Annotated in this window: 19 protein-coding genes; 13 read left to right on the top strand and 6 right to left on the bottom strand. The window is 61.4% G+C overall.

Annotation, left to right across the window (positions count from 1 at the left end; genetic code table 11):
• Together mtaB and dapF are read right to left on the bottom strand one after the other, a co-directional pair.
• Positions 1 to 981, bottom strand: a 981-nt coding sequence (gene mtaB, locus AC13RC_RS32055; RefSeq protein ID WP_488559598.1) for a tRNA (N(6)-L-threonylcarbamoyladenosine(37)-C(2))-methylthiotransferase MtaB, incomplete at its 3' end; no start/stop codon positions are given.
• Complete coding sequence (dapF, locus tag AC13RC_RS32050) at positions 978 to 1,883, bottom strand: diaminopimelate epimerase (RefSeq protein ID WP_488559597.1); 906 nt, start codon at positions 1,881 to 1,883, stop codon at positions 978 to 980. The genes mtaB and dapF, both read right to left, overlap by 4 nt.
• A 365-nt stretch (positions 1,884 to 2,248) precedes the next feature.
• On the opposite strand from dapF, the gene AC13RC_RS32045 reads away from it, so the two are divergent.
• The gene (locus AC13RC_RS32045) at positions 2,249 to 2,692 is read left to right on the top strand and encodes an SRPBCC family protein (protein ID WP_162746327.1); all 444 of its coding nucleotides are present in this window, start codon (positions 2,249 to 2,251) and stop codon (positions 2,690 to 2,692) included.
• 173 nt (positions 2,693 to 2,865) lie between these two features.
• On the opposite strand, the gene AC13RC_RS32040 is transcribed toward AC13RC_RS32045, so the two are convergent.
• Both AC13RC_RS32040 and AC13RC_RS32035 read right to left on the bottom strand, forming a co-directional pair.
• The gene (locus AC13RC_RS32040; RefSeq protein ID WP_488559596.1) at positions 2,866 to 3,882 is read right to left on the bottom strand and encodes an MBL fold metallo-hydrolase; all 1,017 of its coding nucleotides are present in this window, start codon (positions 3,880 to 3,882) and stop codon (positions 2,866 to 2,868) included.
• Complete coding sequence (locus AC13RC_RS32035) at positions 3,879 to 4,868, bottom strand: hypothetical protein (RefSeq protein WP_488559595.1); 990 nt, start codon at positions 4,866 to 4,868, stop codon at positions 3,879 to 3,881. The genes AC13RC_RS32040 and AC13RC_RS32035 overlap by 4 nt, the downstream gene beginning before the upstream one ends.
• A gap of 378 nt (positions 4,869 to 5,246) precedes the next feature.
• On the opposite strand from AC13RC_RS32035, the gene ffh reads away from it, so the two are divergent.
• The 10 genes from ffh to AC13RC_RS31985 all read left to right on the top strand — a co-directional run bounded on the left by ffh (position 5,247) and on the right by AC13RC_RS31985 (position 15,770).
• Positions 5,247 to 6,827 carry a signal recognition particle protein gene (gene ffh, locus AC13RC_RS32030; protein ID WP_488559594.1) on the top strand — a complete coding sequence of 527 codons (1,581 nt, stop codon included), beginning with the start codon at positions 5,247 to 5,249 and terminating at the stop codon, positions 6,825 to 6,827.
• A 16-nt stretch (positions 6,828 to 6,843) separates the two neighbouring features.
• The gene (locus AC13RC_RS32025) at positions 6,844 to 7,146 is read left to right on the top strand and encodes a chorismate mutase (RefSeq protein WP_069614775.1); all 303 of its coding nucleotides are present in this window, start codon (positions 6,844 to 6,846) and stop codon (positions 7,144 to 7,146) included.
• A 123-nt stretch (positions 7,147 to 7,269) separates the two neighbouring features.
• A complete protein-coding gene (gene rpsP, locus AC13RC_RS32020; protein ID WP_069614776.1) occupies positions 7,270 to 7,629 on the top strand; it encodes a 30S ribosomal protein S16 in 360 nt (119 codons plus the stop codon).
• A 185-nt stretch (positions 7,630 to 7,814) separates the two neighbouring features.
• Positions 7,815 to 8,396, top strand: coding sequence for a ribosome maturation factor RimM (gene rimM / locus AC13RC_RS32015; RefSeq protein WP_113330858.1), 582 nt, complete (start codon positions 7,815 to 7,817; stop codon positions 8,394 to 8,396).
• Positions 8,397 to 8,420: 24 nt separating this feature from the next.
• On the top strand, positions 8,421 to 9,113 hold the full coding sequence (trmD, locus tag AC13RC_RS32010; protein WP_488559593.1) for a tRNA (guanosine(37)-N1)-methyltransferase TrmD: 693 nt from the start codon (positions 8,421 to 8,423) through the stop codon (positions 9,111 to 9,113).
• 269 nt (positions 9,114 to 9,382) lie between these two features.
• Entirely contained in the window at positions 9,383 to 9,919 is a 537-nt protein-coding gene (gene rplS, locus AC13RC_RS32005; protein ID WP_069614778.1) for a 50S ribosomal protein L19, read from the top strand.
• A gap of 323 nt (positions 9,920 to 10,242) precedes the next feature.
• The gene (locus AC13RC_RS32000; protein ID WP_145321986.1) at positions 10,243 to 11,040 is read left to right on the top strand and encodes a transporter substrate-binding domain-containing protein; all 798 of its coding nucleotides are present in this window, start codon (positions 10,243 to 10,245) and stop codon (positions 11,038 to 11,040) included.
• A 34-nt stretch (positions 11,041 to 11,074) separates the two neighbouring features.
• Positions 11,075 to 11,953 carry an amino acid ABC transporter permease gene (locus AC13RC_RS31995; RefSeq protein WP_113352922.1) on the top strand — a complete coding sequence of 293 codons (879 nt, stop codon included), beginning with the start codon at positions 11,075 to 11,077 and terminating at the stop codon, positions 11,951 to 11,953.
• Positions 11,954 to 12,222: 269 nt separating this feature from the next.
• Positions 12,223 to 13,632 (top strand): 3-isopropylmalate dehydratase large subunit, encoded by a 1,410-nt coding sequence (gene leuC / locus AC13RC_RS31990; RefSeq protein WP_152095780.1) that lies wholly within the window; start codon positions 12,223 to 12,225, stop codon positions 13,630 to 13,632.
• A 257-nt stretch (positions 13,633 to 13,889) separates the two neighbouring features.
• Positions 13,890 to 15,770 carry an ABC transporter ATP-binding protein gene (locus AC13RC_RS31985; RefSeq protein ID WP_488559592.1) on the top strand — a complete coding sequence of 627 codons (1,881 nt, stop codon included), beginning with the start codon at positions 13,890 to 13,892 and terminating at the stop codon, positions 15,768 to 15,770.
• A 139-nt stretch (positions 15,771 to 15,909) separates the two neighbouring features.
• Here the strand turns inward: AC13RC_RS31985 and AC13RC_RS31980 are convergent, their stop codons facing one another.
• Complete coding sequence (locus AC13RC_RS31980) at positions 15,910 to 16,812, bottom strand: EamA family transporter (protein ID WP_488559591.1); 903 nt, start codon at positions 16,810 to 16,812, stop codon at positions 15,910 to 15,912.
• 82 nt (positions 16,813 to 16,894) lie between these two features.
• Between AC13RC_RS31980 and AC13RC_RS31975 the strand changes: the two genes are divergently transcribed.
• Positions 16,895 to 17,383 carry a MarR family winged helix-turn-helix transcriptional regulator gene (locus AC13RC_RS31975; protein ID WP_488559590.1) on the top strand — a complete coding sequence of 163 codons (489 nt, stop codon included), beginning with the start codon at positions 16,895 to 16,897 and terminating at the stop codon, positions 17,381 to 17,383.
• On the opposite strand, the gene AC13RC_RS31970 is transcribed toward AC13RC_RS31975, so the two are convergent.
• Positions 17,356 to 18,285, bottom strand: a complete 930-nt coding sequence (locus tag AC13RC_RS31970; RefSeq protein WP_488559589.1) for a LysR family transcriptional regulator — start codon at positions 18,283 to 18,285, stop codon at positions 17,356 to 17,358. The genes AC13RC_RS31975 and AC13RC_RS31970 overlap by 28 nt on opposite strands.
• 136 nt (positions 18,286 to 18,421) lie before the next feature.
• Here AC13RC_RS31970 and AC13RC_RS31965 point away from each other — a divergent pair, with 136 nt between their 5' ends.
• Positions 18,422 to 19,876, top strand: a complete 1,455-nt coding sequence (locus AC13RC_RS31965) for an MFS transporter (protein WP_488559588.1) — start codon at positions 18,422 to 18,424, stop codon at positions 19,874 to 19,876.
• Positions 19,877 to 19,911 lie beyond the last annotated feature (35 nt).

Genomic DNA, 19,911 nt, shown 5'->3' with positions numbered 1-19,911 from the left:
ATAGGGGAAGACGTGCAGATGCGCGATGCCGGCCTCTTCCGCCAGGCTGACGGCATTGGCGAACATCTCTTCCGTCTCCGTCGGAAAGCCGGCGATCATATCCGCGCCGAAGCTTATCTCGGGGCGCAGGCGGCGCACATCCTCGATGAATCTGAGGGCATCGGCGCGCGAGTGCCGCCGCTTCATGCGCTTGAGGATCATGTCGTCGCCATGCTGCAGCGAGAGATGCAGATGCGGCATGAAGCGCGGCTCTTCGGCAATGAGATCCATCAGATGCTGGTCGGCCTCGATGCTGTCGATCGAGGAAAGCCGCAGCCTTCGGATTTCCGGGATCTGCTTCAGCAGCGTCTTGGCAAGCAAGCCGAGCGTCGGCGTACCCGGCAGGTCGGCGCCATAGCTCGTGGCATCGACGCCGGTCAGCACCATCTCACGATAGCCGCTTTCGACAAGATTGCGCGCTTGGTCCACTACGGCCCCCATCGGCACCGAACGTGAATTGCCGCGGCCATAGGGAATGATGCAGAAGGTGCAGCGATGGTCGCAGCCGTTCTGCACCTGGATGAAGGCACGCACGTGACCATCAATATGGCGGATCATCTGCGGCGCGGTCGCCCGCACGCTCATGATGTCATTGACGCGCAGCTTCTCTTCCGCCGAAACGCCGAAATCCGGCAAGGAGCGGTAGGAGGCGCCCTTCAGCTTCTCCTCGTTGCCGAGCACGGCATCGACTTCCGCCATTTCGGCGAAGGTCTGCTTCTCGGTCTGCGCGGCGCAGCCTGTGACGATGATGCGGGCATGCGGATTGTCGCGCCGCGCGCGGCGGATTGCCTGCCGCGCCTGGCGCACGGCCTCGCCCGTCACGGCGCAGGTATTGACCAGAATGGCATTGTTGAGCCCGGCTTTCTCCGCCTCGGCCCTCATCACTTCGGATTCATAGGTATTGAGACGGCAGCCGAAGGTAATGACCTCGACCCCGCTCACCGCGCCTGAGCCCCCTGCTCCGGATCGCGCGAGAAGCTGCCCGTCACCGGATCGACCGTGCCGGACCATTCCCATTCGGCGGGCCCGGTCATCACGACATGGTCGTTACTATCCAGCCATTCGATGGTGAGCTTGCCCGGCGCGGGTGCGGAGGCAACCTCGATCGTCACCTTGCGGCCGGTGCGGCCGGTGCGCGCGGCGCTGACGGCGGCAGCACAAGCGGCCGAACCGCAGGCAAGTGTCAGGCCGGCGCCGCGTTCCCAGGTGCGGGTACGCAGCGAAGATGGGGACAGCACCTGTGCGAGCGTGATATTGGCGCGCTCGGGAAACATCGGGTGGTTTTCGAGCAGCGGGCCGAAACGATCGAGATCGAAGGACATCGGGTCCTTGTCGACCCAGAAAATCGCATGCGGATTGCCCATCGACATCGCCGAAGGCGAATGCAGGACCGGATTGTCGATCGGCCCGATCTGCAGCTCGATGCGGCTGGTATCGGAAAATTCCTCGGCAAGCGGGATCTTGTCCCAGTCAAAAACGGGCGTGCCCATATCGACCGAGATCGTGCCGTCCTCATGCTCTCTGGCATTGAGGATTCCGGCGACGGTCTGGAAGGTGAAAACCTTCTTGCCGGTTTCGGCCGCCAGCGCCTGTACGACGCAGCGCGTGCCGTTGCCGCAGGCCTGCGCCTTGGTGCCGTCGCAGTTCAGAATGTCGATCCAGGCATCGGTGCCCTCCAACTTCGGATCGTGGATCGCCATGATCTGGTCGAACTGGGTCGCCGGATCGGCATTGAGCGCAATCGCCGCCGCGGGCGTCACCACATCCTTGCGGCCGCGCATGTCGACGACCAGGATCTTGTTGCCAAGCCCGTTCATCCTCGCGAATTCGACCGTATTGCTCATAAGATCATTCCTGTTGTCGAGCTGTATATGGCGGAAATGCGGGGGAATTACCAGTGCTGCGTGAAGGACGATACTTTTCACACGATCGGCAGGACTTCTCCGGGCCGCCCCGATCCTTCGACAAGCTCAGGATGAGGGCGGAGCGAGTTGCCAGCCAGATGGGAGAGGTAGCCCTCATGGTGAGGAGGCCTGCAGGGCCGTCTCGAACCACGAGGGCGGGTGGCTCGTCCTTTGACCACAGCGAAGACCTCACCCAGAAACCTTGACGGAGTTCATTTTGAGAAAAAATCATTCTCGATGTCGGATTATCAAAAGCTGCCACGTCCTAGGCTCGTCCACTCCGTAACACCATAGGGATTATGACCATGCCGAATACCATACGCCTGCATCGCGTTCTGGCCACCAGCCCGGAAAAGGTCTATCGCGCATTCATCGAAGCCGACGCACTTGCCAAGTGGTTGCCGCCGAATGGCTTTACCTGCAGCGTGCATCACTTCGAAGGAAAAGTCGGCGGCACGTTCAAGATGTCGTTCCGCAACTTCACGACCGGCGAGAGCCACTCTTTCGGCGGCGATTTCCGCGAACTGATCCCGGGCGAACTTGTGCGCTACACCGACAAGTTCGACGACCCGAACCTACCCGGCGAAATGGAAGTGACCGTGACCTTGAAGAAAGTCCTCGTTGGCACCGAGGTCAACATCACACAGGCGGGCGTACCCGATGTCATCCCGCCGGAAGCCTGCTATCTCGGCTGGCAGGAATCGCTGATCAATCTGGCGAAACTGGTCGAGCCTGAGATTAAGCAGTAAGGTTCGCCGACGCACGACGCAATCCTTCTCCCCTCGGGGAGAAGGTGCCGACAGGCGGATGAGGGGGCTTGCCCGAGCACACTGAACTCAATGAATTCGAGGCGACTTAACCCCCTCATCCGACCCTTCGGGCCACCTTCTCCCCAGGGGGAGAAGGGATATTTGGCGCCCCCTCACACAATCGGCACATCGAAAACTTCGCCAGCCCTGAGCGGGCGAAAGCGATCCGGCTCCACGCCCTCGGCCTTCAGCGCGGCATCCAGCGCCTGAACGGGCGCATCGATGCCCTCGTCCGTCAGCTGGAAGGTCGCGAAATGATGACCGGCGACATAGGCTGCATTGCAGAGCTTCATGCCTTTGACTGCTTCTTCTGGATTCTGATGTTGGCCCTTCATGAACCAGCGCGGCTCATAGGCGCCGAACGGCAGGATTGCGAGGCGGAAGCCTCCATGCTTTTGCCGGGCGGCCTCATAATTGATGCCGTCGTGAAAGCCGGTATCACCGACATGGTAGATCTTGCCCGCTGGCGTGTTGAGCACGAATGCCGCCCAGAGCGCCATGCGCCGGTCTCCCATGCCCCGCGCCGACCAGTGATGGCAAGGCTCGGCATCGATGGTCACACCGGCCTTGAGGGCGATACGATCGCCCCAGTCGACAACAGTGATGTCGGCATCGGGAACGGCACGGCGGATGATCGTGTCGTTGCCGAGCGGCGTGACGATCTTTGGCCGGTGCGCCTGCTGCAGGCGGGCAAGGGTCACGAGATCGAGATGGTCGTAGTGATTATGCGTCACCAGCACGAGGTCGATATGCGGCAGGTCCTCGAAGCGGATGCCAGGCGGCACCACGCGCTTCGGCCCGACGGAGCGGAAGGGGCTCACCCGCTCCGACCAGACCGGGTCAGTCAGAACGTTCAGTCCTGCAATCTGCACCAGCATCGAGGCGTGCCCGACCATAGTCACCCGCATCTGATTGCCGAAGACATGCCGGTCGGGCTTGGCCAGCGGAAAGGCGCTGATGACGGGATTGGGCCAGCGCACCCTCCCGCCGCCGAGCTGCCAGCGCAAAAGATCGAACGCATTGCCGGGCGCGACACCACCAGGATTGAAGAAGCGTTGGCCATCGAAGTGGTCGGATACCGGACCCTGATAGTAGGGGTTTTTCCTAGCCGAGCGGGATGAGCTTGTCATGCCTTGTCCGCTCCTTGCGCGCCCGTCGCTTCGCCGGCCGGCACACCAATCCTGGCGAGCCATTCCGCCACCTCCTGCGTCGTCAGCGCCTCATCGAGCACGACGTTCGCCGGCATTGCGAATAGCTGCGGCGTGAAGAAACTCGTGTCCCACAATGCCGCGCCTGCCACCGGCGGGGAAAGCAGGATGACCTGCCGGCCATCGATGCGCGAAATCGTCTCGACGGATGCCTCGCCGGAAATGTCGACAAGACCCTGCTCATCTGGCCGCACGGTGTGATAGCGCCACCAGGGCTCGTCATTGCCATCTTCTGCTACGGTTACGCAGCGCGCCATATCGACAATGAACCTATTGGGCGTACGGCCGCCAGGAAGCCGCTCGCCGAAGGCTGCCTGGATAAGCGTGAACAGATGAAAGCAATTGACGATATTCTCATAGCGCAGACGAAAGCCCTGGCGGCTCGGCAGGTGCAGCACCAGCAGATCGTCGCTGCGGCTCAGAAGCACCTGGCGGACCCAGGCCGCACCTGGCGTATAATCCTGCAGCTCGGCAAGCTGCGCCATCAGCGCCTTATTGCCGGCCGCAAGCTTACGCTGCTCCGGCATGCCGGAAAGATGCGAAACCGCCGACTGGCTAAGCAGCTGGAAGGCGTCGAGCAGCTGCCTTTGCCGCGGGCTCAGCTCCTTGCGGCCGGCAAAGCCGCGATGGATCTGCGGCAGCCAGGCCAGATAGAGCTCCCACACGGCCGGACCGCTGCGCTCGACCGCCCCGCCCTTCTCGACAATGGTGCCGAGCATATTGGCAAGGATAGCAGCGCCCGGCGGCGGCAGGCGGCTAAGCTCGCGCGCCGCCCGCACCGCGATCTTCGGCTGGGCCATCGCCACCGCGTAGAAGGCCTGCGCCACCGCGTTGAAACGGGCGTCGACCCGGCCACCGGTATAGTTTCGGCAGGCGGCGAGGAGATCGGTCAGGGCTGCATCATTCATTCGGAACTGTCTCGGGGAATCATTTGGCGGCCGGGGATCGATACAACAATTCGAAGACGCTGGTATGGTCAAATCGACATCGATATGGTGATGTCATCCGTGCATTTCAGGCATTTCGGCCGCATTGGGTTGACTTTGCCGGCCTTTTCCTGTTTATCGCCCGCAATCTGCGACGAGCACAAGCCTCCGAGCCACCGACCGGGACCCATTAAGGTATAAAGAGATCCCGGAGGTCAACACCCGACAGCGCGATGCGCCCTCGGGTGCTTTTTGGCTTTGCGTCTTGTTTTCGTCATGGAAAAGCACGACGTTTTCGGGCGAGGAACCGCGCAAACTTGCGCCAAGTCCAAATCCCAAGCGATCGATAAGGAAGAAACGATGTTTGAAAACCTCCAGGACCGTCTTGGTTCCATTCTGAATGGACTGACAGGCCGCGGCGCGCTTTCGGAAGCCGATGTTTCCGCAGCACTGCGCGAGGTTCGCCGTGCGCTGCTCGAAGCCGACGTGGCGCTTGACGTCGTGCGCTCCTTTACCGATCGCGTCCGCGAAAAGGCCGTCGGCGCCGAGATCCTGAAGTCGATCAAGCCCGGCCAGATGGTCGTCAAGATCGTCCATGACGAGCTGATCGAGATGCTCGGCGGCGAAGGTGTCGGCATCGACCTGAATGCCCCCGCCCCGGTCGTCGTTATGATGGTCGGCCTGCAGGGCTCGGGTAAGACCACTACCACGGCCAAGATCGCCAACCGCCTGACCAGCCGCGATCGCAAGAAGGTCCTGATGGCCTCGCTCGACACGCGCCGTCCGGCCGCGCAGGAGCAGCTGCGCCAGCTCGGCGTGCAAACCGGCGTCGACACGCTGCCGATCATATCAGGCCAGTCGCCGACCGATATTGCCGCGCGCGCCGTGCAGGCCGCCAAGCTCGGCGGCCATGACGTCGTCATCCTCGACACCGCCGGCCGTACGCATATCGACGAGCCGCTCATGGTCGAGATGGCGGATATCAAGAAGAAATCCAATCCGCACGAAATCCTGCTGGTCGCCGATAGCTTGACCGGTCAGGACGCCGTCAATCTCGCCCGCAATTTCGACGAGCGCGTCGGGATTACCGGCCTCGTGCTGACCCGCATGGACGGCGACGGCCGCGGTGGTGCCGCCCTTTCGATGCGCGCCGTGACCGGCAAGCCGATCAAGCTGATCGGCGTCGGCGAAAAGATGGGCGAGCTGGAGGAATTCCATCCTCGCCGTATCGCCGACCGCATCCTCGGCATGGGCGACATCGTCTCCCTCGTCGAGAAGGCTGCCGAGAATATCGACGCCGAGAAGGCAGCCGCCATGGCTGCCAAGATGGCCAAGGGCAAGTTCGACCTCAACGATCTCGCCGATCAGCTCAAGCAGATGCAGAAGATGGGCGGCATGGGCGGTATCATGGGCCTGATGCCCGGCATGTCCGGCATGAAGGACAAGATGGCTGCCGCCGGCCTCGACGACCGCCTGTTCAAGCGCCAGCTCGCCATCATCTCCTCGATGACCAAGGCCGAGCGCGCCAATCCGGATCTCCTCAAGCATTCCCGCAAGAAGCGCATCGCCGCCGGTTCCGGCACCGACGCCTCCGACATCAACAAGCTTCTGAAGATGCACCGCCAGATGGCGGACATGATGAAGATGATGGGCGGCAAGGGCAAAGGCGGCATGATGAAGCAGCTGATGGGCGGCCTTGCCGGCAAGATGGGCCTCGGCGGCGGTATGGGTGGGATGCCCGACCTGTCGAACATGGACCCCAAGCAGCTCGAAGCCCTGCAGAAGCAGGCTGAAGCGGCAGGCCTCGGCCGTCCCGGCGGCCTGCCGGGTGGTTTGCCGGGTCTGGGCGGCGGGGGCGGTTTGCCGGGCCTCGGCGGCGCCAAGCTGCCTGGCCTTGGCGGTGGTTTCCCGGGCCTTCCCGGTTTGCCCAAGAAGAAGTGAGAGGGATCGCTGACCCATGATTGATCCAGACGTAAAAGCCCAATTGGGCAAATACCGCCAGTCGATCGACAATATCGATGCCGCACTGGTGCACATGCTGGCCGAGCGCTTCCGCTGCACCAAAGAGGTCGGCGTGCTGAAGGCCAAGTACGACCTGCCGCCGGCCGACCCGGCGCGCGAAGAATTTCAGATCGAGCGTCTGCGCCGCCTGGCAAAGGACGCCAATCTGGACCCGGATTTCGCCGAGAAGTTCCTGAACTTCGTCATCAAGGAAGTCATCCGGCATCATGAACAGATCGCTGCGGATTTCAAAGGGTAACCCCTGGCCGCATGATCCCGAAGACGCAGGACGTTTCCAGGGGATCACGCAGCAAGAAAAAAGCAGCGCGACGTAACCATACCGCACAACGAAGCGGTCAAGAAAAGCCTAAGGAGAATGAACATGGCATTGAAAATTCGTCTCGCCCGCGGTGGCTCCAAGAAGCGCCCGTACTACCACGTTGTCGTAGCCGACGCTCGCTCGCCGCGCGACGGCCGTTTCCTGGAGACCCTGGGCTCCTGGAACCCGATGCTTGCCAAGGACGACGCCAAGCGCGTTGAACTGAAGGTCGAACGCATCAAGCACTGGCTCGACCACGGCGCACAGCCGACCGACCGCGTTCTGCGCTTCCTCAACGAAGCCGGCATCGCAAAGCGCGAAGCCAAGAATAACCCGGAAAAGGCAAAGCCGGGCAAGAAGGCTCAGGAGCGCGCTGCCGAAAAGGCACAGAAGGCTGCTGACGCCGCTGCTGCTTCCGAGTAATCGGACCCCGCATTGATTGAAAACGGGTGGCATGGCGACATGCCGCCCGTTTTTTGTTTCCCATCGGCAAATGTTCAGCCTATGAGAGAACCAAAGACAGCGCCGCGTGTCACAAACGAGTGCCAAGGTCGATCGCTGTAGCATTTTGGATCTGCTGCATAATCCCGGCAATCGGCGAAGAGACCATGACGAAACTGCAAAATCCGGTATTGATGGCCACCATCGGCGCCGCACAGGGCTTGAGGGGCGAGGTGCGTGCCCGCGCCTATACATCCGATCCGACCGCGCTTGGCGATTACGGCCACCTGCACAGCATGGATGGCCGCAGCTTCGAAGTTCTGGAAATCCGCGAGGCCAAGAATGTCGTCATCGTGCGCTTTCGCGGCATCAACGACCGCAATGCCGCCGAAGCGCTAAACGGGCTGGAACTCTATATCGAGCGCGACAACCTGCCGGATGACGAACTCGACGACGACGAATTCTTCTACACCGATCTCGAAGGGCTGGAAGCCGTCGACGACCAGGGCGTCGGCTATGGCACAGTCAGCGGCATCTATGATTTCGGTGCTGGCGACCTGCTGGAGCTGAAGGGGCCGGGCAAACGGCCCGTGCTGATCCCCTTTTCCGAAGCAGCCGTGCTCGAAATCGATCTCGAGGGCGGCAAGATCCTGATCGATCCGCTGGCCGCCGGCCTGATCGACAACCCCGACGATCTTATCGGCAAGCCGGCAAAGCCGGAAAAGCCCCAAGGCAAGCCGAAGAAGTGATCCTTATTGGGAAGTGACCGCGCCATGAGTTTTCGGGCGACTATCCTGACGCTCTATCCCGAGATGTTTCCCGGCCATCTCGGCACGTCGCTTGCCGGCAAGGCGATGGAACGCGGGCAATGGTCGCTGGACACCGTGCAGATCCGTGATTTCGCCACCGACAAGCACCGCACCGTCGACGACACGCCGGCCGGCGGCGGCGCCGGCATGGTGCTGAAACCGGACGTGCTTGCCCGCGCGATCGACCATGCCAGCGAAAACGATAGCCGCCCCCGCCTGCTGATGAGCCCGCGCGGCAAGCCGCTCACACAGAAGCGCGTGCGCGAACTGGCCGCCGGTGACGGCGTCATCATCATCTGCGGCCGCTTCGAAGGCGTCGACCAGCGCGTCATCGACGGCCGTGGCCTCGAGGAAGTCTCGATTGGCGACTATATCCTCTCGGGCGGCGAGCCGGCCGCCCTCATCCTGCTCGACGCCATCGTTCGCATCCTGCCCGGCGTCATGGGCAATGATCTTTCCGGCCTGCACGAAAGCTTCGAAGGCGGCATGCTGGAACACCCGCACTATACCCGCCCGCAGATCTGGGAAGGCCGAGAGATTCCAGCCATCCTCACCTCGGGCAACCACGCGGCGATCGCCAAATGGCAGAGGGAGCAGGCGGAGAAGCTGACAAAAGAGCGGCGGCCGGATTTGCTGGACGAATTGTGGAAGAAGTAACGGCAACCCCGGCTGGATGAGCGACATTGGTTCAAGCGCGCCGCAAAACTGGCTCTAATCGCCACTTAATTCAGCCGCAAGGGGTGACAAAGGCGTGACAATAGGGTATGTGCGCGCCCGGCATGGGAAATTTCCCATCAACCAGCAAAGAAGAGCAGACGTATTCGCTCCTGCCTGAACGGGCATATATCCGAGGCGTGATCTCCGGGTCCGACCAAAGATAGAATGATGAGCGCTCTGGCTGTTGAACCAACAACGAGGTTGATACTATGAACATCATTCAGCAGTTGGAAGCCGAACAGGCTGCCAAGATCGAAGCCAAGCGCACGCTTCCCGAATTTTCCGCTGGCGACACCGTTCGCGTCAACGTGAAGGTCACGGAAGGCAACCGTACCCGCGTTCAGGCCTATGAAGGCGTTTGCATCGCTCGCTCCGGCGGCGGCCTGCAGGAAAACTTCACGGTTCGCAAGATCTCCTACGGCGAAGGCGTCGAGCGCGTATTCCCGGTTTACTCGCCGATGATCGAAAGCGTCGAAGTCGTTCGCCGCGGTAAGGTCCGTCGCGCCAAGCTCTACTACCTGCGCGACCTGCGCGGTAAGGCTGCCCGTATCGTCGAAAACACCGGCACCCGCGCCCGCAAGCTCAACGATGCCGAGCGCCAGGCTCTGGCCGATGAGAAGGCACGTATCGAAGCCGAGAAGGTCGCAGCCGCTCAGGCGCTCGCAGCCGAGAAGGCAGCAGCCGAAGCCGCAGAAGCAAAGGCAGCTGCCGAAGCTGCTGCTGCAGCCGAGCCGGCAGCAGAATAAGTTTCGCTCCATAGGGATCGCAAAGCTTGAAGGCGGCCCTAGGGTCGCCTTTTTGCTTCCAGCCGTCGGCGTCCGACAAACGGAAATTTCTCCGTCAGCCGCCTGTTTTAGAGTTGCTTTTCCATTTTTCTGATTGCAGCCACGGCAACGGCCTTGCCAGCAGCTTTCCAAATATGACAGTTTTCCGCCAGCCTGGCGTCGGATGATTTCAGGTCGAATCGACCTGAAATCTGAATCCGCGCCAGAATCAAATTGGGAGAGCATGATGTCGTCCGAAAACCGCTGACACTTTTCGGCATCATGCTCTAATCGGGGAGATTTTCATGGCATTCCGTCGTTCGTTCCTTCTGGGCCTTGGCGCCCTCGTGCTTGCACCTTTCGCCGCCTTCGCCGCCGATCTGCCGAACCTGAACGGCAGGACCGTCGTCGTCGTCACAGAGAATGCCTATCCGCCGCTGCAGTTCATCGACCCCAAGACGAACAAGGCGATCGGCTGGGAATATGACGCGATGAACGAGATCGCCAAGCGTCTGAATTTCAAGGTCGAGTACCAGAACACCAGCTGGGACGCGATGATCCAGGCCGTTTCCGAAGGCCAATACAACATCGGCATGACCGGCATCACCATCAAGGAAGACCGCAAGCAGAAGGTCGATTTCTCTGATCCCTATATGCGCTCGCAGCAGTTCATGCTCGTGCGTGGCGACGAGAAGCGCTTCACGGATGCCAAGAGCTTCGCCGCGGTCAAGGAGGCCCTGATCGGCGCGCAGCCGGGCACGACGCCCTTCTACACCGCCGTCTATGAAGTCCTCGACGGCAACGAGCAGAACCCGCGCATCAAGACCTTCGAAACCTTCGGTGCGACAGTGCAGGCACTGAAGACGGGAGACGTCGACATGGTGCTGACCGATGGCACCGCCGGCAAGGGCTATGTCGATGCCTCCAACGGCGGTCTGAAGCTGGTCGGCGGCCCGCTCGGCACCGAGGATTTCGGCTTCATCTTCCAGAAGGGTTCCGATCTCGTCGCCCCGATCAACGCCGCCATCGCCAGCCTCAAGGCCGATGGCACGCTCGACGCGCTGAACAAGAAGTGGTTCCTCGACTACAAGATGGGCCAATGAGCTCTGAAGACCGATATATTGGAAGCCCGCTCTGATGGCACCTTTGGCAGGTCCGGGCGGGCACCGCGGCAAGGAAGACTTTCCCTGGTGGCTGGTCGCCCTCGCTATCCTCGGCATCGCCGCCTCATTCGCAATTGCAGCGAACGGCCTCTATGCCCAGATTTTCTCTCTTCTGCTGAATGGCATCGGCGTCACGGTCTTCGTGACGCTGGTCGCCTTTACGTTGGCCATGCTGCTCGGCCTGGCACTGGCGCTGCTCGGCCTTTCCGATTTCCTCGTGCTCAGGCAGATGGCGCGCTTCTATATCGAGATCGTGCGCGGCATCCCGATGCTGGTGCTGCTCTCCTATGTCGCCTTCGTCGGCACGCCGGCCTTCGTCGCTGTCTATAATTTCATCACGTCTCCATTGGCCTCCGCTGGCTGGACGACACCGCTCGTCACCCGCGATGTGCCTTTCGTCTGGCGCACGATCATCGCGCTGACGATTGGCTATTCGTCCTTCATCGCTGAAATCTTTCGCGCCGGCATCCAGGCCGTCGACCAGGGCCAGATCGAAGCGGCAAAAGCGCTAGGCCTCAGCCGCTTCCAGCGCTTCCGACTTGTCGTCTTCCCCCAGGCGATCCGCGTCATCTTGCCGCCGCTGTCGAACGATTTCATCGCCATGGTGAAGGACAGTTCGCTCGTGTCCGTGCTCGGCGTCGCCGATATCAGTCAGCTCGCCAAGCTCTATTACTCGGCCAATTTCCGCTACTTCGAAACGCTGTCGATCCTCGCCTTCATCTATCTGCTGCTGACGATCGGTCTCTCGCTTTTACTCCGGCAGCTCGAAGCCTGGATGCGCCGCCGCTCCGGCAGCGACCGCTCCGCCTTCCCCCGTCTGGCCGCGGGCCAGCCGCCCGGCGCGCAAGTATGATGGCCAAAGGCGACCGTACCGATACTGCCTATCGTCGCCATTGCCGAAGGTTTTGAAAATTGATATGAGCATGGCCATGAGTAAGATCATGAGCAAAGACGGACGTTACGTCACGGCTTTCGTGCTGCAGGACCATAAGCGCCTGCCGGCACGTTTCTTTGCGATGATTTCGGGCGCGCTCAACAGCCGACTTCGCTGATCACACCCGAGGCCGGCGGTCCTGATCCGTCACCCCCCATCTTCGATAATGCCAATATGGATCTGTAGCCATGAGCGCTCCACGCACACTGTACGACAAAATCTGGGACGACCATCTGGTCGACGCCCAAGACGACGGCACCTGTCTTCTCTATATCGACCGTCATCTCGTTCACGAGGTGACGTCGCCGCAGGCTTTCGAAGGTCTGCGCATGTCCGGCCGCAAGGTTCACGCGCCGCAGAAGACGCTGGCCGTCGTCGACCATAACGTGCCAACCTCGCCGGATCGCCACCTCGGCATCAAGAACGAGGAAAGCCGCATCCAGGTCGAACAGCTCGCCAAGAATGCCGCTGAATTCGGCGTGGAATACTACTCCGAAAACGACAAGCGTCAGGGCATCGTCCACATCATTGGCCCCGAGCAAGGCTTCACCTTGCCCGGCATGACCATCGTCTGCGGCGACAGCCACACCTCGACCCACGGCGCCTTCGGCTCACTCGCCCATGGTATCGGCACCTCCGAGGTCGAGCATGTGCTCGCCACGCAGACGCTGATCCAGAAGAAGGCCAAGAACATGCTGGTGCAGGTCGACGGCCAGCTGCCGCCGGGCGTCACCGCCAAGGACATCATCCTCGCCATCATCGGTGAAATCGGCACCGCAGGCGGCACCGGCTACGTCATCGAATATGCCGGCGAAGCCATCCGCTCGCTGTCGATGGAAGGCCGCATGACCATCTGCAACATGTCGATCGAAGGCGGCGCCCGCGCCGGCCTGATCGCTCCGGACGAGGTCACCTTCGAATATATCAAGGGCAAGCCGCGCGCGCCGAAGGGCGAGGCGCTGGAGCAGGCAATCGCCTACTGGAAGACGCTGAAGTCGGATGAGGGCGCACATTACGACCGCATCGTCAAGCTTGATGCCGCCAACCTGCCGCCGATCGTGTCCTGGGGCTCCTCGCCGGAGGACGTCATCTCTATTCAGGGTATCGTTCCGAACCCGGATGAGATCCAAGACGAAACCAAGCGCGCTTCCAAGTGGCGTGCGCTCGACTATATGGGCCTGAAGCCGGGCACGCCGATGACCGAGATCAACATCGATCGCGTCTTCATCGGCTCGTGCACCAACGGCCGCATCGAAGACCTGCGCGCTGTCGCCAAGGTCGTCGAAGGCAAGACGGTGGCTTCCACGGTCAACGCCATGATCGTTCCGGGCTCCGGCCTCGTGAAGGAACAGGCGGAAGCCGAAGGTCTCGACAAGATCTTCAAGGCTGCCGGCTTCGATTGGCGCGAGCCTGGCTGTTCCATGTGCCTCGCCATGAACGACGACCGCTTGAAGCCGGGCGAGCGCTGCGCTTCGACCTCGAACCGCAACTTCGAAGGCCGCCAGGGCTTCAAGGGCCGCACGCATCTGGTTTCGCCGGCTATGGCCGCCGCCGCCGCGATCGCCGGCCACTTCGTCGATATCCGCGAGTGGAAATGATCTGCTTCGATTGATTGACTGCAAAAGGCGGCCTCAGAGCCGCCTTTTTTCTCTGCTGTGAAAATTCTCCCACCTGAGCCGTCTATCTCGGAATTCAGCGACAGCTCTTAGCCGTACCGCCTCAGGCCCGGTTTTCGCGACACCCGCTCGTCCTATATTTCTGAAATTTCTATTTGAGATTGCAGCCGGAAGATGATTTTATGCGGCCCGTCTGACTCATTCCCCGCGCTCCTCCCGATTTTTGATCCGAGAGGCACATGTCGATTTCAGATAAGATCTACCGCCCTTTCGAAAGGTTGATCCGGCCGCTCGACATCCCCTACCGGCCGCTGCCTCCCTCGGGGCCACTGGCCGTTCTTCTTCACTTCATCCTCATGTTTCGCGGCATCCTGATCACGCTCGCCCTCTGCACCATGGCGATTGAAGTCATGAGCCTGACCATCGTTTGGGGCCTGTCCGTCATTGTTGATGGTGTCACGCAGCAGGGTGCTGCCGCTTTCCTGCATAACGACCGGATGCTGCTGATCTTCCTTGGGCTGATGCTTTTCCCCTGCATCCCGATTGGCTCTTTCCTCGTCAATACGTTGAACTCGCATACGCTTGGGATCGGCATGCCGGCCGCCATTCAATGGCAAGGCCACAGGGCGGTGGAGCGGCAGGATCTCGCATTCTTCCACGATCTCTATGCCGGCCAGGTCGCCTCGCGCCTGCAGCAGGTAGCCTCAGCCGTCCAGCAGCAGGTCGTTTCGGCCTTCCAGTCCATTCCGCGCTTTATCATGCAGATGGTCGGCTCCGTCATCCTTCTGGGCGCGCTCTCCTGGCAGCTTGCCCTTCCGTCCATCATCTGGATCACGCTCAACGTGCTTCTCGCCGTCAGGCTGGCACCTGTCTTCACTGAGCGCTCACGCCGCTCGGCCAAGCGTCGCAGCCTGATTTCCGGCGCCATCACCGATCTCTACGCCAATATGCAAATGGTCAAGCAATTCGCCGCGGAAGACAGCGAGGCCGGCGCCATCAGAGGCATAATCGGCAAGGCTATCGAAGCTCAGCAGAGCGAACAACGCATCTACCGTACCGCTGAGGTCATCGTCGTCGTTCTCAACATGATGCACTGGCTGGCTATCCTGTCGATCGGCTTTACCGGGCTCGTGGATGGCTTCGTCACGATCGGCGAATTCACCGCCGCCGTTTATGTTCTCAACCGCCTCTCCGGTCACACATTTACTTTCCTGCAGATGGGCCAGCAGATCTTCCAGGCGATCGGCACGATCAAGGACGCCATGCCAGTCATGACGACGCCGCCTACCATTACCGACCGGCCGGACGCGCGGGATCTTGTCGTCCCGAACGGTGAAATCCGCTTCGAGAATGTTCGTTTCGCCTACAAATCTGGCAAGCCCGTCATCGATGACCTTTCGCTGACGGTGCGGCCGGGCGAAAAGATCGGCCTCGTTGGCCTCTCAGGCGCGGGTAAGACGACGCTCGCCAACCTGCTCCTGCGCTTCTACGATATTAAGGACGGCGCGATCCTGATCGACGGGCAGGATATCCGCGCCATCACGCAGGCAAGTCTTCGCCGCGCGATCGGCGTCATCGCGCAAGATGTGGCGCTGCTGCATCGTTCGGTCGGTGACAATATCCGCTACGGACGGCCGGAGGCGACCAAGGACGAAATTGAGGAGGTCGCGAAAATGGCTAGCGCCGATGCCTTCATTGCCGATCTCGCAGACAGCGAAGGCCGCAAGGGCTATGACGCCTTCGTCGGCGACCGCGGCATCAAGCTTTCCGGCGGCCAGCGCCAGCGCGTGGCCATCGCCCGCGCCCTGTTGAAAGACGCACCGATCCTGGTGCTGGATGAGGCAACCTCGGCGCTGGACAGCGAATCCGAAGCCGCCATCCAGGATAGGCTCAATTTGGTGATGGAGGGCAAGACAGTGATTGCCATCGCTCATCGCCTCTCCACCATTGCCAAGATGGACCGCATAGTCGTGCTCGATCACGGGCGCATCGTGGAAGAAGGCAGGCCCGAGGAACTGGCCGAACAGAATGGCCTGTTTGCCCGCCTATGGAAACGCCAGACTGGCGGCTTCATTCCTGAAGACATCAACGAACTTCTGCCGACATCGTCTACGATCTGATATCAGAAGTCTGGAGGCAACTGCTGCCTCAAGCATGTCGTGCAAAATACGAAGCGGTTTGCGATAACGACATGCGCAAAATCACGAGCCCAAGCGCGGCCGGCGAATCTGAAAGATCGCCACGCACCTTAGCAGCCTTCTATCCTCTCGGCGCGGTTGCCGGGTGCCTAGCGGGTGCTGATTGTTCGGTGGATGGAGCCTGCTGCGCCCGCTGGCTGAGCCAGACGCTACCGAGCACGACGACGATACCGAACATCTGCATCGGGCTCAGCTGCTGGCCGAGCACGGCCCAACCCAGGATCACCGCCATTGTCGGGCTGAGGAAGCCAAGCGGCGAGACCATCGAAGGCTCGAGCCGCGACAGACCCCGAAACCAGAGAATATAGGTGAGTGCTGCGCCGATCAGCCCGAGATAGGCGAAGCCGAGAATGTTGGCGCCGGTCAGATGCGGTAGTGGCGGCTCCAGCAGCAGCGCCACCGGCAGCAACACCACGCCGCCCGCCGTCAGCTGCCATGCCGTAAAGGTCAGCGGCGAGACATCAGGCCGCCAGCGGCGGCTGAGCACGGTGCCCGCCGCCATGGAGAAGGCACCGGCAATACCCGCAGCGATGCCGATCGGATCGAGCGTCGCATTCGGAGTCAGAATCAGCAGCGCAACGCCGCCGATGCCGGCAATGGCGGCGATAATCGAAAGGCCGCGGATCGCCGACCCCAGCAACAAGCGCGCCAGCACGATGACGATCAGCGGCTGGACTGCACCGACCGTCGCGGCCACACCACCCGGCAGGCGATAGGCCGAAATGAACAGCAGCCACCAGAAGACGGAGAAGTTCAGTGCGCCGAGGGCCAGCGTTTTCAACCACCAGATCCCGCGCGGCAGCCGCCGCACGATCACAAGCAGCAGCAGCCCGGCCGGCAGGGCGCGCAGCATAGCGACCGTGAGGGGATAGCCCGCCGGCAGCAGTTGCGTCGTTACCAGATAGGTGCTGCCCCAGATCGCCGGCGCGATGGCGGTCAGCAACAGGTCGAGATTGCGGTTCATGATCTTGGCCTCGAATTTATCTCGACCTCAAGATAACCTGAAATACCTTGACGTCAAGATAAATTCATGGCGAAGTTCCGGCATGGATCGCATCGACAAAATTCTCGCCCAGTGGCGCCGCGAACGACCGGATCTCGACACCACGGCCATGGGCCTGTTCGGGCGCTTGCGCAATCTCGCGCTCCATCTCTCGCGCGAGATGGAGAAGACCTTCGGCCGCTTCGGCCTGAACTCGGCAAATTTCGACATGCTGGCGACCCTACGTCGCTCGGGCGAGCCTTATACTCTCTCCCCCAGCGACCTTATGGAGACGATGATGGTCTCGTCGGGCACGATGACCAATCGCATCGATCAGCTGGAGAGGGCCGGCCTCGTCGCTCGCAGCCAGAACCCGGATGATGGCCGTAGCTTCCTGATATCTCTGACGCCGAAAGGCTTCGAGCTTATCGATGCGGCGGTGACGGCGCATGTCGAAACACAGAAACGCCTGATCTCCACCCTTTCCGAAGGCGAACGCATGGCTTTTGACCGCCTGCTGCGCAATTATTTAGCCGACTTCGAATCTGATTGATCGCTCCGACGCGATCCGGCGCAGACGTCGCGAATGCAGCCCCTCAGCCAGCGGTGCGCCGGGTCCGCATCCATGCGCGGATGCCAGAGCAGCGAGATCGTCACATCGGATGTCGGCACCGGCAGCGCGAAACTATGCATGCTGACACGCAGATTGCCCGTATAGCGCTCCGGCACACTGACGATCAGGTCGGAGGCGCGCGCCAAGGCCAGCGCCGCCGAGAAGCTGCCGACAATCGTTGCGATCTGCCGCGCCAGCCCCAGTTTCTCCAGCGCCTCGTCGATCTGTCCCTTCTGCAGGCCACGCCGCGAAACGAGAATATGCCGGCCGGCGGCATAACGCTCCGGTGTCATCTCGCGCGCGCCCAGCGGATGCCCGTGTCGGACCACTCCGATGAAGCGATCGCGGAACAGCGCCTGCGTCCGCAGCTCTGGGCCGGTATCGTCTCCCACGACGCCGGTCTCGAAATCGATCGTGCCGTCGCGCAGAGGCACGCTGTCCTTGTCCAGCTTCTGAGTGAAGTAGAGCCGAACACCAGGCGCCTGCCAGGCAATGCGTGCGATCAATTCGGCGCCGAAATTCTCCACGAAGCCTTCGCGGGTGCGCAACGTGAAGATTCGAGCAAGCTGCTTCAGATCGAGGCTTTCGGCGGGCCGCAAGGCCGCTTCCGCCTCCTGAACAAGATGACCGACGCGCTCGCGTAGCTCCAGCGCCCGCGGCGTCGGCACCAGCCCTCGCCCGGCCCTGACCAACAATGGATCGCCCGTCGTCTCGCGCAGCCGCGCCAGCTGCCTACTCATGGCCGACGGGCTCAATCGCAATCGCCGGGCGGCGCGCGCAACGCTGCCCTCGGCAAGCAGGACATTGAGAGTGACGAGCAGGTTGAGATCAGGCGTGGACATGATGCGACCATAACATGGTTTTCTTGATGCATAGCGTCAAATGCACTGATCAAGTGCAAATGCTGCGTATTCCGCCATATCATGCCGAGAGCTACCTTTCTGCCGGAAGTTTTATACGTCACTAGAAATGGAGCTCATGTTGCAGCCAATCATTGAAGATCCGGACAAAGCCGGCCACACAAAGTCCACATCCTCCATCCGCTGGGCCCTTACCAGCCTATCGCTGTCCATGCTGATGCCTTCGCTCGATACCAGCATTGCCAATGTCGGATTGCCAACGCTCGCCCAGGCATTCGGCGCCTCCTTTCAGCAGGTGCAGTGGATCGTGCTTGCCTATCTCCTCGCCATCTCCACGCTGATCGTCAGCGTCGGACGGCTGGGTGACATTTTCGGCAGGCGGCGCCTGCTGCTGATCGGCATCAGCCTTTTCACCCTCGCCTCGCTTTTCTGCGGCATTGCGCCGACACTCTGGCTATTGCTCGCCGCCAGAGGTCTGCAAGGTCTCGGCGCCGCCATGATGATGGCGCTCACTGTCGCGATGGTCGGTGAAACCGTGCCGAAAGAGCGCACAGGCAGCGCCATGGGCCTGCTCGGCACAATGTCTGCGATCGGCACCACGCTCGGCCCGTCGCTCGGCGGCCTGCTGATCGCAGGCTTCGGCTGGGAGACCATCTTCCTGGTCAATATTCCGTTGGGGATCGCGAACTTCCTGCTCGCCGCCTGCTTTCTGCCAGCGGATCGCCAGCACCGGAAGGCAAGCCAGGGGCGGCTGGATATGATCGGCACTTTTCTGCTGGCCCTGACGCTGGCCGCCTATGCGCTTGCCATGACGATCGGGCATGGAAGCTTTGGCGCTTTGAATATCGGTCTGCTGCTGGCCGCGTCTTCAGGCATCGCTCTGTTTGCCTTCACCGAGACGAAGGTGAAGTCGCCGCTGCTGCGCCTTTCCATGTTCCGCGATCCTAAGCTCAGCACGGGTCTTGTCATGAGCACCCTCGTTTCCACCGTCATCATGACGACGCTGGTGGTCGGGCCTTTCTATCTCTCCCGCGCTCTCGGCTTCGATGCGGCCCAGGTCGGCGCCATCATGTCCGTCGGCCCGCTGGTGTCAGCGCTGACGGGCGTGCCGGCCGGTCGCATCGTCGATCGCTTCGGCGCCCACCGCATGACCATGACAGGTCTTGTGGGCATGATCATCGGCCTGGTCCTGATGGCAGCACTGCAAGGCAGATTCGGAGCCGCCGGCTATATCGGGCCACTGGTCATCATCACCTCCAGCTACGCGATGTTTCAGGCATCCAACAACACCGCGATCATGAAGGGCATAGGCTCCGAGCAACGCGGCGTCGTTTCAGGCATGCTGAGCCTGTCGCGAAACCTCGGGCTGATAACGGGCGCGTCTGTCATGGGCGCCATCTTCACACTAGGATCGGGAACGAGCGATATTATCACAGCACGCCCGGAGGCCATTGCAACAGGCATGCAGATCACCTTTGTGGTCGGCGCCCTGCTGATCGTCGCGACGCTGGCCATCGCCGTCACAGGCATGGCACGTTCAAGGCGTGGCGCTCTTGCGCAAGAGGTCTCGTGAGAATGAGCCGAGAGGATGGCGGAGGATAATCCCGC

The organism is Martinezella sp. CNPSo 3890 (assembly GCF_057784455.1).
Note: the sequence above shows the minus strand (reverse complement) of the source record. Positions and strands in the feature narration are given on the sequence as shown.

Excerpts from the sequence above, each read along its gene's own strand:
- AC13RC_RS32040 (WP_488559596.1), bottom strand. The coding sequence starts at position 3,882 with ATGACAAGCTCATCCCGCTCGGCTAGGAAAAACCCCTACTATCAGGGT.
- AC13RC_RS31980 (WP_488559591.1), bottom strand. The coding sequence starts at position 16,812 with ATGAACCGCAATCTCGACCTGTTGCTGACCGCCATCGCGCCGGCGATC.
- AC13RC_RS31975 (WP_488559590.1), top strand. The coding sequence starts at position 16,895 with ATGGATCGCATCGACAAAATTCTCGCCCAGTGGCGCCGCGAACGACCG.
- rplS (WP_069614778.1), top strand. The coding sequence starts at position 9,383 with ATGAACATCATTCAGCAGTTGGAAGCCGAACAGGCTGCCAAGATCGAA.
- dapF (WP_488559597.1), bottom strand. The coding sequence starts at position 1,883 with ATGAGCAATACGGTCGAATTCGCGAGGATGAACGGGCTTGGCAACAAG.
- AC13RC_RS32000 (WP_145321986.1), top strand. The coding sequence starts at position 10,243 with ATGGCATTCCGTCGTTCGTTCCTTCTGGGCCTTGGCGCCCTCGTGCTT.
- ffh (WP_488559594.1), top strand. The coding sequence starts at position 5,247 with ATGTTTGAAAACCTCCAGGACCGTCTTGGTTCCATTCTGAATGGACTG.
- leuC (WP_152095780.1), top strand. The coding sequence starts at position 12,223 with ATGAGCGCTCCACGCACACTGTACGACAAAATCTGGGACGACCATCTG.
- AC13RC_RS31985 (WP_488559592.1), top strand. The coding sequence starts at position 13,890 with ATGTCGATTTCAGATAAGATCTACCGCCCTTTCGAAAGGTTGATCCGG.
- AC13RC_RS31970 (WP_488559589.1), bottom strand. The coding sequence starts at position 18,285 with ATGTCCACGCCTGATCTCAACCTGCTCGTCACTCTCAATGTCCTGCTT.
- rpsP (WP_069614776.1), top strand. The coding sequence starts at position 7,270 with ATGGCATTGAAAATTCGTCTCGCCCGCGGTGGCTCCAAGAAGCGCCCG.
- AC13RC_RS32045 (WP_162746327.1), top strand. The coding sequence starts at position 2,249 with ATGCCGAATACCATACGCCTGCATCGCGTTCTGGCCACCAGCCCGGAA.
- trmD (WP_488559593.1), top strand. The coding sequence starts at position 8,421 with ATGAGTTTTCGGGCGACTATCCTGACGCTCTATCCCGAGATGTTTCCC.
- AC13RC_RS32035 (WP_488559595.1), bottom strand. The coding sequence starts at position 4,868 with ATGAATGATGCAGCCCTGACCGATCTCCTCGCCGCCTGCCGAAACTAT.
- AC13RC_RS31995 (WP_113352922.1), top strand. The coding sequence starts at position 11,075 with ATGGCACCTTTGGCAGGTCCGGGCGGGCACCGCGGCAAGGAAGACTTT.
- AC13RC_RS32025 (WP_069614775.1), top strand. The coding sequence starts at position 6,844 with ATGATTGATCCAGACGTAAAAGCCCAATTGGGCAAATACCGCCAGTCG.
- AC13RC_RS31965 (WP_488559588.1), top strand. The coding sequence starts at position 18,422 with ATGTTGCAGCCAATCATTGAAGATCCGGACAAAGCCGGCCACACAAAG.
- rimM (WP_113330858.1), top strand. The coding sequence starts at position 7,815 with ATGACGAAACTGCAAAATCCGGTATTGATGGCCACCATCGGCGCCGCA.